Origin of the sequence: Streptomyces sp. NPDC006798 (assembly GCF_040635975.1) — a bacterium.
Taxonomy (GTDB): Bacteria; Actinomycetota; Actinomycetes; order Streptomycetales; family Streptomycetaceae; genus Streptomyces.
On sequence record NZ_JBEYIS010000012.1, the window covers coordinates 31,454 to 44,686 of the forward strand.

11 protein-coding genes are annotated in these 13,233 nt (G+C 73.7%); 6 read left to right on the top strand and 5 right to left on the bottom strand.

What is annotated here, in order from left to right:
- Positions 1–494: 494 nt before the first annotated feature.
- Positions 495–1,913 (bottom strand): HEAT repeat domain-containing protein, encoded by a 1,419-nt coding sequence (locus ABZ714_RS10515; protein ID WP_358824783.1) that lies wholly within the window; start codon positions 1,911–1,913, stop codon positions 495–497.
- Positions 1,914–2,241: 328 nt separating this feature from the next.
- On the bottom strand, positions 2,242–2,643 hold the full coding sequence (locus ABZ714_RS10520; protein WP_358824784.1) for an ankyrin repeat domain-containing protein: 402 nt from the start codon (positions 2,641–2,643) through the stop codon (positions 2,242–2,244).
- Between the two features lie 380 nt (positions 2,644–3,023).
- Between ABZ714_RS10520 and ABZ714_RS10525 the strand changes: the two genes are divergently transcribed.
- Both ABZ714_RS10525 and ABZ714_RS10530 read left to right on the top strand, forming a co-directional pair.
- Positions 3,024–3,218 (top strand): hypothetical protein, encoded by a 195-nt coding sequence (locus ABZ714_RS10525; protein ID WP_358824785.1) that lies wholly within the window; start codon positions 3,024–3,026, stop codon positions 3,216–3,218.
- A gap of 63 nt (positions 3,219–3,281) precedes the next feature.
- Positions 3,282–4,877, top strand: a complete 1,596-nt coding sequence (locus ABZ714_RS10530) for a hypothetical protein (protein WP_358824786.1) — start codon at positions 3,282–3,284, stop codon at positions 4,875–4,877.
- 251 nt (positions 4,878–5,128) lie between these two features.
- Here ABZ714_RS10530 and ABZ714_RS10535 read toward each other — a convergent pair whose 3' ends face one another.
- A complete protein-coding gene (locus ABZ714_RS10535; RefSeq protein ID WP_358824787.1) occupies positions 5,129–6,628 on the bottom strand; it encodes a PLP-dependent aminotransferase family protein in 1,500 nt (499 codons plus the stop codon).
- A 298-nt stretch (positions 6,629–6,926) separates the two neighbouring features.
- On the opposite strand from ABZ714_RS10535, the gene ABZ714_RS10540 reads away from it, so the two are divergent.
- From ABZ714_RS10540 to ABZ714_RS10555, 4 genes are all read left to right on the top strand, one after another.
- Complete coding sequence (locus ABZ714_RS10540) at positions 6,927–7,550, top strand: hypothetical protein (protein WP_358824900.1); 624 nt, start codon at positions 6,927–6,929, stop codon at positions 7,548–7,550.
- A complete protein-coding gene (locus tag ABZ714_RS10545) occupies positions 7,547–8,323 on the top strand; it encodes a glycerophosphodiester phosphodiesterase (protein ID WP_358824788.1) in 777 nt (258 codons plus the stop codon). Before ABZ714_RS10540 ends, ABZ714_RS10545 begins: the two co-directional genes overlap by 4 nt.
- 40 nt (positions 8,324–8,363) lie before the next feature.
- The gene (locus ABZ714_RS10550) at positions 8,364–9,770 is read left to right on the top strand and encodes an MFS transporter (RefSeq protein WP_358824789.1); all 1,407 of its coding nucleotides are present in this window, start codon (positions 8,364–8,366) and stop codon (positions 9,768–9,770) included.
- Positions 9,771–10,035: 265 nt separating this feature from the next.
- On the top strand, positions 10,036–10,410 hold the full coding sequence (locus ABZ714_RS10555) for an RNA polymerase-binding protein RbpA (protein ID WP_003959706.1): 375 nt from the start codon (positions 10,036–10,038) through the stop codon (positions 10,408–10,410).
- 778 nt (positions 10,411–11,188) lie between these two features.
- On the opposite strand, the gene fxsA is transcribed toward ABZ714_RS10555, so the two are convergent.
- On the bottom strand, positions 11,189–11,800 hold the full coding sequence (gene fxsA, locus ABZ714_RS10560) for an FxsA family membrane protein (RefSeq protein WP_358824790.1): 612 nt from the start codon (positions 11,798–11,800) through the stop codon (positions 11,189–11,191).
- Between the two features lie 148 nt (positions 11,801–11,948).
- Positions 11,949–12,731, bottom strand: a complete 783-nt coding sequence (locus ABZ714_RS10565) for a polyprenol monophosphomannose synthase (RefSeq protein ID WP_358824791.1) — start codon at positions 12,729–12,731, stop codon at positions 11,949–11,951.
- Between the last annotated feature and the right edge of the window lie 502 nt (positions 12,732–13,233).

Consider the following 13,233-nt stretch of genomic DNA (forward strand, 5'->3'; position numbering starts at 1 on the left):
GGCGGGGGTGACGGCGTGGGTCTTTCCGGCCCGGCCCGGCCGGGGCGGCGTCCGCGGCTCCGGAACCGGAATCGGAATCGGAATCTGCCCGGTCGGGCGGCGTCGGCGCGTCGCGCCCGGGCAGGCGGCGCGACGGCGGACGCCGGCTGATCGCGTACGTCCGTACGGCACGGCCGGGGCACGGTACGCCGACGGTCCGGTAGGGCCGGCCGCGGTCGGCCCGTACGGCAGCGGAGTCGGCCGGGAACCGGTACGGGCCGGTCAGGCCGCGTCGGCCGGCCGTCGGGCCGAGGAAGAGGGCTGAGCCGGTCGGCGCGTACGGTCTCACGGCCCCGGGATACGGCACCCGTACCGGGGCCGCGCGCGAGCCGGGTGAGCGGACGGCATGTGACCGCGCGGGCGGCACGGCAGGGCCGGGGCGCGGTGGTGGTCGTACGCGCGGCGGGCCGCCGCCCGGCGGGTTCGGTGCCGGGCGGCGGGGCGTACGACGGGTATCAGTGGGGCGGGCCGTCCGCGGCCATCCGGCTCCGGACCGCCGTCTGGACCTCGGCCTCCTCCGCCGGATCGGCGGCGAGGCGGCGGAACCGTTCGGCGACGCGGAGGTCGCCGGTCGCGGCGTGGTGGGCGGCCACCTCGCGGGTGGTCTCCTCGCAGTCCCACAGGCATTCCACCGCGAAGCCGGTGGCGAAGGACGGGTCGGTCGCGGCCAGGGCGCGGGCCGTCCGGCCGCGCAGACAGGAGGACGCGGTCTCGCGGTAGACATGGCGCAGTACGGGCGCCGCGCAGCCGATGCCGAGCCGCCCCGCGCCGTCGACCAGGGTCCACAGCAGGGGGGAGTCGGGGCCCTGGGCCCGGACGGTCTCGCGGAGCGCGCCGAGGACGAGCCGGGCGTCGTCCGTACCGCCCCGGCAGGCGAGCACCCCGGCGGCCGAGGCGCCGAGCGCGTCGGGCCGCTGGACCCAGCCGCGGGCCCGGTCGACGGCCGCCTCGCCGCACATCCGCTCGAACGCGGCGACGGCCGCGTCGGCGACGGTACGGGAGCCGGTGGAGACCGCGTATTCGATCAGGTCGAGGACGGCCGGGTCGCCTCGTTCGGCGAGGTAGTGGAGCGCCGCGGAGCGGGCGCCGTCGGCGCCGTCGCGCGCGGCGACCAGGACGGCGGGCCGGTCGGCGTCACCGGCGACGGCCGTCAGGCAGCGGGCCGCGGGGACGTGCAGGGGCGTGCCGCGCTCCTGGCCCTGGTCGGCCCAGTCGAAGACGGACTGCACACTCCAGTCGGGCCGGGGCCCTGAGGGCCGCATCTGGCGTTGCCAGCGGTCGAAGGAGCCCGCCTCACGGGCGGCCCGCACCCGGGCGCCGACGTCCTCGCGCGGGTCCTCGGCCCAGAGCCGCCAGGGCCGGGGCTCGAAGGCGTCGCGGACGGCGACGGCCAGTTCGGCGTCGCCCTCCGGTCCGGCGGGGAATCTGGCGAGTACGGGCTCGGCGAGGGCGCGCAGCCCCGCGTCGTCGTCACGGAGCGCCAGCTCGTCGAGCGCCCACTCCCAGTTCGACCCGCGGGCGGCGTAGTCGCGCAGCAGGGCGAGGGCGTCGGGCCGGCCGTAGGCAGCGAGATGGCCGAGGACGGCGAGCGCGAGCCCGGTCCTGGCCTCGTCGGTGTCGAGGACGTCGTCGGCGTCGGACAGATGGCGCCTGATCTCCTCCAGACCTCCGTGGAGGTCGAGGTAGAGCCGGGCGTAGTAGAGGGAGCGGTTCTCGACCTGCCAGTCGTGGCGGGGATCGTTCAGCACGCAGTGGTTGAGGGCGGCGAGCGCCTCGGCGCGGGGGGCGGCGAGGGCGTGCAGCGTGCCGTCGCCGCGGCCCCTCTGCAACAGGCCGAGCAGCGTACCGCTCGGCGCTATGACTGGATCGAACATGGGGAAAGCCTCACATCAAGCTCTCGACGCAACCGGGGACGGAGATGCCTAAGCCGCGCAACAGCCCGAGGAACCGGCCTTCGCCTTGTTCGTCCTCCACGCACGTCGCTTGGTGTAGACCATCTTCTTCGCCTCTCGTCGGTGGGTCCCCGGGGGAACTCCCGGTGATGTCCGGGACGGGACCCGTCGTCATGATGACCCACCCATATCGCCACCGCGACCACATTTACGACGTCCTTTGCCGGTGATCCCCGCATTCGGCGGGTGTGGTCTCCGGGGCGGAGCCGGAAACTCTCCGTGACGAAGGGGTGGGAGCCGTTCGATCGCCTCAGTGGTCGCCGGGGTGGCCGAACAGTTCCAGAAGCTCTGTCTTCCCAAACATTCGCGCGGTATCCACGGCAGAGGGTGTTCCGGCCCCGGGATCGGCCCCGTGGGCGATCAGGACGCGGACGACCTCGTCCTCGCCCTTGAAGACGGCTCCGGCGAGCGGGGTCTGGCCCCGGTCGTTGGCGCGGTCGGGCGCGGCCCCGCGGGCGAGCAGCGCCTCGACGGCGGCGGAGTGCCCGTGATAGGCCGCGAGCATCACCAGGGTGTCGCCGCGGTCGTTGGTGAGGTCGGCGGGGACTCCGGCGTCGACATACGCGGCGAGCGCCTCGGTCTCCCCGCGGCGCGCCAGGTCGAAGACCTTGGTCGCGAGTTCGACCACGTCCGGGTCGGGGGACTCACTCATCGCGGGGACCGCCTTTCACTCGTCAGCATCGTCGGGGTCGTCGGCATCGTCGGGGTCGTCGGGGTTTCGCCGGTGCTGTCGGCGGGCCGTCTCCGGCTCCGCTGACCTGGGCGTACGGCGGGAACAGCCGTACGAGCGACGGACAGCGTACTGCCCGTACGCCCGGCACCGTCCCGGCGGCCGCCGGGACGGCCGTGATTCCGTCGGCCGACCCCGCCTTCCGGCTGCCCGGGTCCGGTTCGATCACCGATTCCAACTGGTTTGTCCGCCACTCTGGTGAACATTCCAATTTTTCACCCTTTTGCACCTTTAATCACATATGCACTTCCTGTGAGGCTGGAAGTACTCAAGGTGACTGTCCCCTCACCCAGGAGAACATCATGATCCTCTCCATCTCGGGCGTGGTCCTGCTCGCGATCATCGTCTTCCTCTTCTTCAAGAAGGACGGCCTCAAGGCGTCCCACGCGCTGGTCTGCGCCCTCTTCGGCTTCTTCCTCGCGGGCACGGCCATCGCGCCCAGCATCACCGCGGGCAGCCAGAGCCTGGCCAGCCTGCTGGGCGGCATCAAGTTCTGATCCCCCGCGGCCGTTGTCCGTATCAGCCCCGCCTTCGAGGACCCCCAGGATCAGGAGTACGACGTGGCCCCGCGACCACTCACCCGCATCATGAGCAGCGGAACCGCGCGGCTCGCCCGGAGCCGGGAACTGGCCCGTTCGGCCGGTGCCGGGGCCACGGACGTGCTCCATCCGCTGATCGTCCTCTCCCGGGGGCTGCGGGAGCTGGCGGGCGCGGCCCGGCGCCGCTGGGCCGATACGCCGAAGGAGAAGCGGGGCCCCGCCCTCTTCTTCGCGGGTGCCGGGGTGCTGGTGGTCGCGTTCGTCCCGTACGGACCCCTCACGGCCCTGATCGCGCTGATGTCCGCCGCCGCCTGGAAGGGGCGGGCGCCCGCGCCCGTCGACACGGGGCCGGACGAGGCGGAGACCGGGCGGCTCCAGGCCCTCTACGAGGCTCTGGTGCCGTACTTCGCCGTCCCCGACGACCCGGCTCCGCTGTTCGCCCCCGGCGGCCGGTGGGAGAGCGCCTTCTCCGACGCCGCCTTCGACGACGCCGGACGGCTGACGGCGCTCCGGATCCGCTACCCGGCGTACTTCACCGACGGCGAGGCCGCGTCCCGGGCCAGGGTGGAGCAGGTGCTGTACGCCAAGTCGGGCCGTGGCCGCGAGTACCGCTTCGACTGGGACGAGGAGGGCAACGAACTGACCCTCGGCGTCCTCCCGCCGCTGCCGACGACCGTCGTGGCCCAGCACTTCGTGACCGCTCCCGGGGAGACCGTCCTCGGCTTCACCGACGAGGGCGCCGTCCGGCGGACCCTGCCCGTCCGGGACCGGGACGCGTCCGGCGACGACGACGGCGGCGTCCGGGACGCCCCGCCGGTGATCTGGCGGACCGGCCCCCGCTCGGCCGAACCGCATCTCCTGGTGGTGGGCGACCCCGGCGGCGGCGCCTCGACCCTGCTGCGGTCGATCGCCGTCCAGGCGCTCCGGCACGGCGGCGACGTCCTGATCGTGGAAGGCGGCGGTACGGGCGAGTACGCGTTCCTGGCCGGCCGGGTGGGCGTGGTGGCCGTCGAGTGCACCCCCGACGGCGCGGTCGCGGCGCTCGACCGGGCCGCCCGGGAGACCGAGCGGCGGCTGATCTCCGCCGACCGGGCCCGCCGGGCGGGGCTGCCCGCGCCCCCCGACACCCGGCGGCCGCTGTGGATCCTGGTGGACCGGCCGTCGGCCCTGGCGCATCCGGCCGCCGCCGACGAGCGCCCCGACCCGCAGGACCTGCTGCGCATCCCGCTGCGGCACGGCCGGGCGGCCCAGGTGATCGTGGTGGTGGCCGAGCAGGCGGACTCCCTGGACTGCCTCACCGACGCGGTACGCGATCACACCAGGGCCCGGGTGGCGCTCGGCCCCCTGCCGGCCGGGCGGATCGCCGAGGTCCTGGGCGAGGGCCCGCCGACGACCCCGCTCGCACAGGTCCCGCCGGGACGCGGCTACGCCCGGCTCGGCACCGGTCCCGTACTGCGGATCCAGGTACCGGCGACCCCGGACCCGTACGACGACGCGACCGACGAGACCAGCCGCGAGGCCGTACTGGATCTGCTGCCGGAACGCCATGACGAGCTGCCGGACCCGGCGCCGGACGTACGGCCCCAGATCCCGGCGGCGCTCCCGGCGGACAGCTGACGGGGCCTCGGGCGGCCGGCACTACGGGTTCCGGCCGCGCCCGGCGCCCGAAGGTGCCTTTCGGATCGCAACCGGCTTGTCGCACAGTTCCCCGCCGCCCCTGGATACTCTCCCCCTGTCGGCGGGCTCAGGTGAAGGTGTTCAGGGGCGCGGGGAACTGCGCGAGCAACCACGCACGGTCCGCGGACCGACGACTACCCCGTGGGCAGCCGGACGCGGCCGGACCCCCACAGCCGGCCGCCCAGGCCCCGTCAGGCCACGAAGGTACGCTGCGGCTCCGTGCCCGTCGTGCCGCCGCGTTCCACCAGGCGGGCCGCCGCCGCCAGCCGGGTCGCGGCCTCGTCGGCGACGGGCCCGGCGACCGTGAACGGCAGCCGTACGAACCCCTCGAAGGCCCCGTCGACACCGAACCGGGGACCGGACGGTACCCGGATGCCCACCCGCTCCCCCGCCTCCGCGATCCGGGACCCCGACAGCCCGCCGGTCCGCACCCAGAGCGTCAGCCCGCCCGCGGGCACCGTGAACTCCCACTCCGGCAGCTCGCGGCGGACCGCGGTGACCAGCGCGTCCCGGTTCTCCCGGGCCTGGGCGCGCCGGACGGCGACCGCCTCCTCCCAGCCGCCGGTCCGCATCAGCCAGTTGACGCCGAGCTGCTCCAGGACGGGGGTGCCCAGGTCGGCGTAGGCGCGGGCGGCGACGAGGGAGCGGATCACATCGGGAGCGGCCCGGACCCAGCCGATCCGCATCCCCGCCCAGAACGCCTTGCTGGCCGAGCCCACGGTCACCACCGTGCTGCCCGCCGGGTCGAAGGCGCAGACCGGCCTGGGCTGGTCGGTCTTCTCGTCGAGCCGTAGCTCGGTCATGGTCTCGTCCACCACGAGTACGGTCCCGGCGGACCGGGCCGCCTCCACCAGTCCGCGCCGCCGCTCCTCGTCGGCGAGCGCGCCGGTGGGGTTGTGGAAGTCGGCGACGACGTACGCCAGCCGGGGCGCGGCCTCCCGCAGCACCTGCCGCCAGCGGTCCAGATCCCAGCCGCCGAGCCCTTCGAGCATCGCCACCGGAACCAGCCGCGACCCGGCCTCGCGCATCAGCTGGAGGATGTTGGCGTACGACGGGGACTCCACGGCGACCCGCTCGCCGCGCCCCGCGAAGAGATGGCAGAGCGCGTCCATGGCGCCCATCGCGCCGGTCGTCACCATGATCTGTTCGGGCATGGTGGGGATGCCGCGGGCCGTGTACCGCTCGGCGAGCAGCTGCCGCAGGACGGGGATGCCCGCCGGGTAGTCGCCGTGGGTATGGGCGTACGGCGGCAGCTCCTCCAGGGCGCCCTGTATCCCCCGGGTGAGCCAGGGTTCGGGGGCGGGGAGGGCGGCGCAGCCCAGGTCGATCATGGAGCCGAGGGCTTCGGGCGGCAGGGGTTCGAGGCCGCGCGCGGGCAGCGGATTGCCCGCCGGTACGGCGGTCCAGCTCCCGGATCCCCGGCGGGACTCCAGGAAGCCCTCGGTGCGCAGCGCCTCGTACGCGGCGGCGACGGTGGTCCGGCTGACGGCCAGCGCCAGGGCCAGCTCCCGTTCGGCGGGCAGCCGGGCGGCGACCGGGACGCGGCCCTCCAGGACGAGGACCCGGATCCCGTCGGCGAGGGCCCGGTAGGCGGGCGGCTTGCGGGTGCCGGGCCCGGCCGGGCGGGGCTGCTGGGCGGCGAGCTGACGGGCGAGCTGGGCCGCACCGACGGCAGAAGTCCACCGGGACAAGGAAATCAGTCCACCTTCCGCGAATTGGCCATGGCTGGCATCCAGCCCATGGCCACAGGGTGACATAAGTCAGTCCACTGAGACCAGGAGGGGGCCAACCGTGTCCACCGAGCCCGTGCCCGAGGAAACCCGGCGGCATGACCCCGCCGATCGCCGGAACGTTCCCGCCGACGAGCGGGCACCCTCCGCCGACACCGCCGGCGACCGGGGCGCCGCGGTGGACGGCACGACCGGCGGCACGGCGGACGGCACGGCCGGGGCACCGCCCGCCCCCGGGGGCCGACGGCTCGCCCGCCGGCTGACCCAGCTCTACGCCGGACTGGTGCTGTACGGCGTCAGCTGCGCGCTGATCCTCCGCGGCGGGCTCGGCCTCGAACCGTGGAACGTCCTCCATCAGGGGCTCTCCGAGCGCACCGGGCTCTCCATGGGGGTGGTCATGACCGCGGTCGGCGCCCTGGTACTGCTGCTGTGGATCCCGGTCCGGCAGCGCCCGGGTCTCGGCACGGTCTCCAATGTGGTGGTGATCGGCTTCGTCATGGACGGGGCGCTGATGGTGCTGCCGGAGCCGGAGGGCCTGGCCGTACGGATCCCGGTGACGGTCGCCGGGATCGTACTGAACGGGGTGGCGACCGGCCTCTACATCGCGGCCCGGTTCGGTCCGGGGCCCCGGGACGGCATCATGACCGGACTGCACCGGGCGACGGGCCTGTCGATCCGGCTGGTGCGGACGATCGTCGAGGTGACGGTGGTCACCACCGGTTTCCTGCTCGGCGGCACGGTCGGTGTCGGAACCATCGCCTACACCCTGGCCATCGGCCCGCTGGCCCAGTTCTTCCTCCGGATCTTCGCCGTTCCCGAGCCGGACGCCACCAGCCGGGTCGTGGCCAAAGGCACCCCGGACCGGGTGATACTGCGGCGGTGAGCAGCGTTCCCCCGCCCCGGACCCATCCGTATCTCGACCACCCCTCGGTGGTGCCCTTCGCGCACCGGGGCGGGGCGGCCGACGGTCTGGAGAACACCCTCACCGCCTTCCGGCGCGCCGCCGCCCTCGGCTACCGCTGGTTCGAGACCGATGTCCACACCACCGCCGACGGCCGCCTGGTCGCCTTCCACGACGAGACGCTGGACCGGGTCACCGACGCCCGGGGGCGGATCGCCGAGCTGCCCTGGTCCGAGGTACGGCGGGCCCGGGTGGGCGGGGTCGAGCCGCCGGTACTGCTGGAGGAACTGGTGGAGGAGTTGCCCTGGGCCCGCTGGAACGTCGACCTCAAGGCCGAGTCGGCGGTGGAACCGCTGGTGGCACTGGTCCGGCGGGCGGATCTGTGGGACCGGCTCTGCGCGGGCTCGTTCTCGGAGGGCCGGATCGCCCGGGCGGCCCGGGTGGCGGGCCCCCGGCTGGCGACGTCGTACGGCGTCGGGGGCGTCGTCGGACTGCGGCTGCGGTCGCTCCGGATCCCGGCGCCGCTGCGCCCCGGCGCGGTCTGCGTCCAGGTCCCGGAGTACCGGGGCGGGATCCGGGTGGTGGACCGGAGATTCGTCGCCGAGGCCCGGCGGCGGGGGCTGAAGGTCCATGTCTGGACGGTGAACGACCCCGCCCGGATGCGGGCCCTGCTCGACCTGGGCGTGGATGGCATCATGACCGATCATCTGGAGACGCTGCGCGCGGTGCTGACCGAACGGGGAGCCTGGGTCTGATCCGCCGCGTCCGCGCCACGAGAGACGAGGGGGGCGCGGCATGGTCGCCGAGATCACGGAACCGGCGGGCCACGGCGGTGAGAACGGGAACGGTGCCGGAGACGGGAACCGGGACGGGAACGGCGGCCCGGACGGGCGGGAGCTCGCCCGGCAGCGGCACGGCTGGTACTTCTACGACTTCGCCTGCTCGGTCTACTCCACCAGCGTCGTCACCGTCTTCCTCGGGCCGTATCTGACCGAGGTCACCAAGGCGGCGGCCGGGGCCGACGGCTATGTCCATCCCCTGGGGATACCCGTCCGGGCCGGTTCCCTCTTCGCCTACGCCGTCTCCGTGTCGCTGGTGCTCGCGGTGGTGCTGATGCCGCTGGCGGGCGCGTGGGCGGACCGTACTGGCCGGAAGAAGCCGCTGCTGGCGGTCTCCGCCTATACCGGGGCGGCCGCGACGACCGGCATGTTCTTCCTCGACGGGGACCGCTATCTGCTGGGGGCGGCGCTGCTGATCGTCGCCAATGCGGCGCTGGCGGTCTCGATGGTGCTCTACAACTCCTATCTGCCGGAGCTGGCGGAGCCCGCCGAGCGGGACGCGGTCTCCTCCCGGGGGTGGGCCTTCGGCTACACCTCGGGTGCCCTGGTCCTGGTACTCAATCTGGTGCTGTACGGGAACCACGAGGGCTTCGGCCTGTCGGAGTCGGAGGCGGTACGGATCTGTCTCGCCTCGGCCGGGCTCTGGTGGGGCGCGTTCACCCTCATCCCGCTGCGGCGGCTGCGGGACCGGAGGATTCCGCCCGGGGAGCGGGCCGCGGGCGCGGGCGGGCTGCGGCAGCTCGCGGCCACCCTGCGGGACATGCGGCGGCATCCGCTGACGCTCTCGTTCCTGCTGGCGTATCTCGTCTACAACGACGGGATCCAGACCGTGATCTCCCAGGCGTCGGTCTACGGCCAGGAGGAGCTGGATCTCGGCCAGACGACGCTCATCGTGGCGGTCCTGCTGGTGCAGGTACTGGCCGTGGCGGGGGCGCTGGGGATGGGGCGGCTGGCCCGGCGGTACGGGGCGCGGCCGGTCGTCCTCGGATCGCTCGGCGTCTGGACCCTGATCCTGGCGGCGGCCTACTTCCTGCCCGCCCGGGCCCCGGTCTGGTTCTTCGGCCTCGCGGCGGCGATCGGCCTGGTCCTGGGCGGCAGCCAGGCGCTGTCCCGGTCCCTCTTCTCCCATCTGGTGCCGCGCGGCAAGGAGGCCGAGTACTTCTCCGCGTACGAGCTGAGCGACCGGGGGCTGAGCTGGCTGGGACCGCTCGTCTTCGGTCTCGCGTACCAGCTGACCGGGAGCTACCGGGACGCGATCCTCTCCCTGGTGGCCTTCTTCGCGATCGGTTTCGTCCTGCTCGCGAGGGTGCCGCTGCGGCGCGCGGTGGCCGCGGCGGGCAATCCCGTACCGGACCGGATTTAGACCTTGAAGTGAAAGGCCGGTAGTGTACGCGTTTGGCCTGCCAGGCGGACCGTTACTGCGCACGGTGAAAGCGACATCACTGGGTGACACTTTCTGCCAGATGTGACAAACCGGGCGTCGGCGGGTACCCCAACACGGGGGAAGCAGCGGCACGACGGGCGACGCATGACCCGGAACGGGAATCTTTACGGCCGACCGGACGTTGACCGGATGACGACGACAGCGACACCTGTCCTGTGGGCGACAAGCCCGGGAGGCACGATTCATGAGTGAGCGAGCTCTCCGCGGCACGCGACTCGTGGTGACCAGCTACGAGACGGACCGCGGCATCGATCTGGCCCCGCGCCAGGCGGTGGAGTACGCATGCCAGAACGGACATCGTTTTGAGATGCCGTTCTCGGTGGAGGCGGAAATTCCGCCGGAGTGGGAGTGCAAGGCGTGCGGCGCCCAGGCACTCCTGGTGGACGGCGACGGCCCCGAGGAGAAGAAGGGCAAGCCCGCTAGGACGCACTGGGACATGCTCATGGAGCGGCGGACCCGCGAGGAGCTGGAGGAGGTCCTGGCCGAGCGGCTGGCGGTCCTGCGTTCCGGCGCCATGAATATCGCGGTGCATCCGCGGGACAGCCGGAAGTCCGCGTGAGCCCGTCCGTCCGGACCGTCTGACGGTACGGACGGATAGCTCGAGCGGCTTCGGCGACCATCGAAACGCCCGCGGGCCGGGTCACCTTCTGGTGACCCGGCCCGCGGGCGTTTGCTTTCGCGCTCCCCGACGGGCCGACGCCGGAGCGTCCCGGCCTCCGCCGACGAGGGCCGGGCCGACGCGGGGAGGCTCCGGTACGGTCCGCGTCCGGTCTACGGCCGCACGGCGGTGGCGCGGGCCGCCCGGACGCCGGGACACCCGTACGGCCGGGAGAGGGGCCTCCGCCCCGCTCAGGGCAGCCGCACCGCCGCCCCGGCCCCTGGGCCGTGTCGTCACCATGGCGCCGTCCGCCCGCAGGGCGGGGCCCGCGGCGTCCGGTGCGCGCGATCCGCGACGGCGATGGAGGTCCCCCGGCGAAGCCAGGGGGCGGTCTCCCCCGTACGGAACGCACTCGGGAAACCCCGGCAACGCCGGGGGCACCTCCCGGGCCCGAAGGACTACGGGCGAGAGCGCGCGTACCGGCGTCGCGAGCCAGGCGGGAACGTGACGACACGGCCCAATGGCTCCGACGACCGGGGCGGCCCGGCAGGGGCTTGTCACGCGGTTCCGCCCCCTATGCCTTCGGCGCCGGGCCCCCAGCGCCACCGGCACTCACGGCGCCCCCGACCGGCTCCGCCTCACCGGCCTCGCCGACCGGCCCCGCGTTCCCCTCGGGCACGGCGGCGCGGAGAGGTGCCTCTACTCGCCGCCTCGCGATCCGCTGTTCACCGGGCAGGCCCTACGGGCGCTCGTCGGGACGGATGACCCGGCCCTCGATGATCTTCGGAGGCCGGTCGGCCTCCTCCGGCCGGGCGGACGGCGGCGCCGGGGCCGGGTCGACGACCTCGCCCGGTACGACCTTGCCGTCGGGACGGTGCATCCTGGCCTGGTTGAAGGCGTCGCCGATCGTGCCCGGCGCGGCGGCCCGCATCCGGCGCTCCATCGACCGCTCCAGAGACCGGCTCAGCGCCTTGCGGACCGGCGGTACCAGCAGCACCAGACCGATGACGTCGGAGGCGAACCCGGGGGACATGATCAGCACCCCGGCGAGCATCAGGAAGCCGTTCCCCGAGGACTCCGGCGCCTTCGCCGGGTCGGCCCCGGGCCGCTGGGCCCGCTGAAGGGTCTCACTGAGGTTCCGGAAGGCGTTGCGGCCCGCCTGCTTGACGATCGCAGCGCCGGCCACGGCCTGGGCGATCAGCAGCGCGAACAGCGGGAGCACCCCGATCGCCCCGCCGACCAGGATCAGCAGCCAGATCTCCAGCGCCAGCCAGCCGAGCGAGACGAAGGGGAGCAGCCTGCGGACACGTGAGCTCTGGGGTGCCGTCGGGGGCACGGGGCCGGTCGTCATGCCCCCAGTGTGCCTGGGCGGGCACCGCTCCGGCACGGCCGGGTGATCTTCGGTCGGCTCCCGGGCGGTTTCCCGCCCGTACGAGCCCGACGAGCCCTTACGGGTCCCGTACGGGCCGTTCCGGCCGGGGCGGGGGCTCCGGGGCGCGTCAGGGGGCCGACCGGCCCCGGACACGGTTCGCCCGGTCCGACAGACCCCAGCCCGCGACCCGCCACAGCGCCTCGACGGCGATGTTCCGGTTCATCTTGGAGTCGCCCAGCTCCCGCTCGACGAAGGTGATCGGGACCTCGACCACGTGGTAGCCGGCGGCCACCGCCCGGCGGGCCAGATCGACCTGGAAGCAGTAGCCCTGGGACGCGACCTCGGAGAGCCCGAGGCCGCGCAGCGTCTCGGCCCGGAAGGCGCGGTAGCCGCCGGTGACGTCCCTGATGGAGATGCCGAGGAGCAGCCGGGAGTAGGTACTGCCGCCCCGGGAGAGGAATTCGCGGTACTTCGGCCAGTTCACCACCCGGCCGCCGGGGACCCAGCGCGAGCCGAGTACGAGATCGGCGCCCTTGAGCGCGGTCAGCAGCCGGGGCAGCTCCTCGGGCTGGTGGGAGCCGTCGGCGTCCATTTCGATCAGTACGCCGTAGTCGTGCTCCAGGCCCCAGGAGAAGCCGGCGAGGTAGGCCGCGCCCAGGCCCTCCTTGCCCTTGCGGTGGAGTACATGGACCTGTTCGTCCTCGGCCGCCAGCTCGTCGGCCAGCTTTCCGGTGCCGTCGGGGCTGTTGTCGTCGGCGACCAGCACGTCCGCGTCCGGTACCGCGTCCCGGACCCGGGACACGATCTTCTTGATGTTCTCCGCCTCGTTATAGGTCGGGATGATCACCAAGGCCCGGCCGAGTGGCCCGTACCGCCTCTGGACCCCGCGGTCCGTAGCACCCTCGTTCACTGCTGCCCCTTCATGTCGTGCACAGGGACCCACCTTAGCGATCGCGGGGCGGCGGGCAGCGGCGGCTCGGGATATGGGGTGTCGGGAAAGGGCCGCCGGGACGGTTCCGGGGGCGGCCGGCGGCACCGGAGGCGAGGGGCGGACGGATCGGGGACCGGCGTCCTTCGGGCCGACCTGGGACCCGCTGGCTGCGGATCGACCGAGAGCCGTTGTCTACTGAACGCCGGACCCCTATCCGGGTCACACCTGCCGACCGGCTGAAACCTTCCCTCGCCCCCGAGGCGCGGGCGCTGGACCTGGCTCCCAGTGGCAGCGCTCCGGTGCGGTGCGCTGCCCCATGACCCAGCGGCGTTCGAGACGTGTGTGGATGCTCGTCCGGTCGGACGTCCTGTGGTGGACTCGGCCGAACCTACCCGCCCCTGGGCGCTCCGTGTCAACAGTCGTGCGATCTGGGCGGTTTGCCCAATTCGCCCGACCGGCGCCGCAGATTCGCAGGTAGCGG

Excerpts from the sequence above, each read along its gene's own strand:
- ABZ714_RS10515 (WP_358824783.1), bottom strand. The coding sequence starts at position 1,913 with ATGTTCGATCCAGTCATAGCGCCGAGCGGTACGCTGCTCGGCCTGTTG.
- ABZ714_RS10520 (WP_358824784.1), bottom strand. The coding sequence starts at position 2,643 with ATGAGTGAGTCCCCCGACCCGGACGTGGTCGAACTCGCGACCAAGGTC.
- ABZ714_RS10525 (WP_358824785.1), top strand. The coding sequence starts at position 3,024 with ATGATCCTCTCCATCTCGGGCGTGGTCCTGCTCGCGATCATCGTCTTC.
- ABZ714_RS10550 (WP_358824789.1), top strand. The coding sequence starts at position 8,364 with ATGGTCGCCGAGATCACGGAACCGGCGGGCCACGGCGGTGAGAACGGG.
- ABZ714_RS10555 (WP_003959706.1), top strand. The coding sequence starts at position 10,036 with ATGAGTGAGCGAGCTCTCCGCGGCACGCGACTCGTGGTGACCAGCTAC.
- fxsA (WP_358824790.1), bottom strand. The coding sequence starts at position 11,800 with ATGACGACCGGCCCCGTGCCCCCGACGGCACCCCAGAGCTCACGTGTC.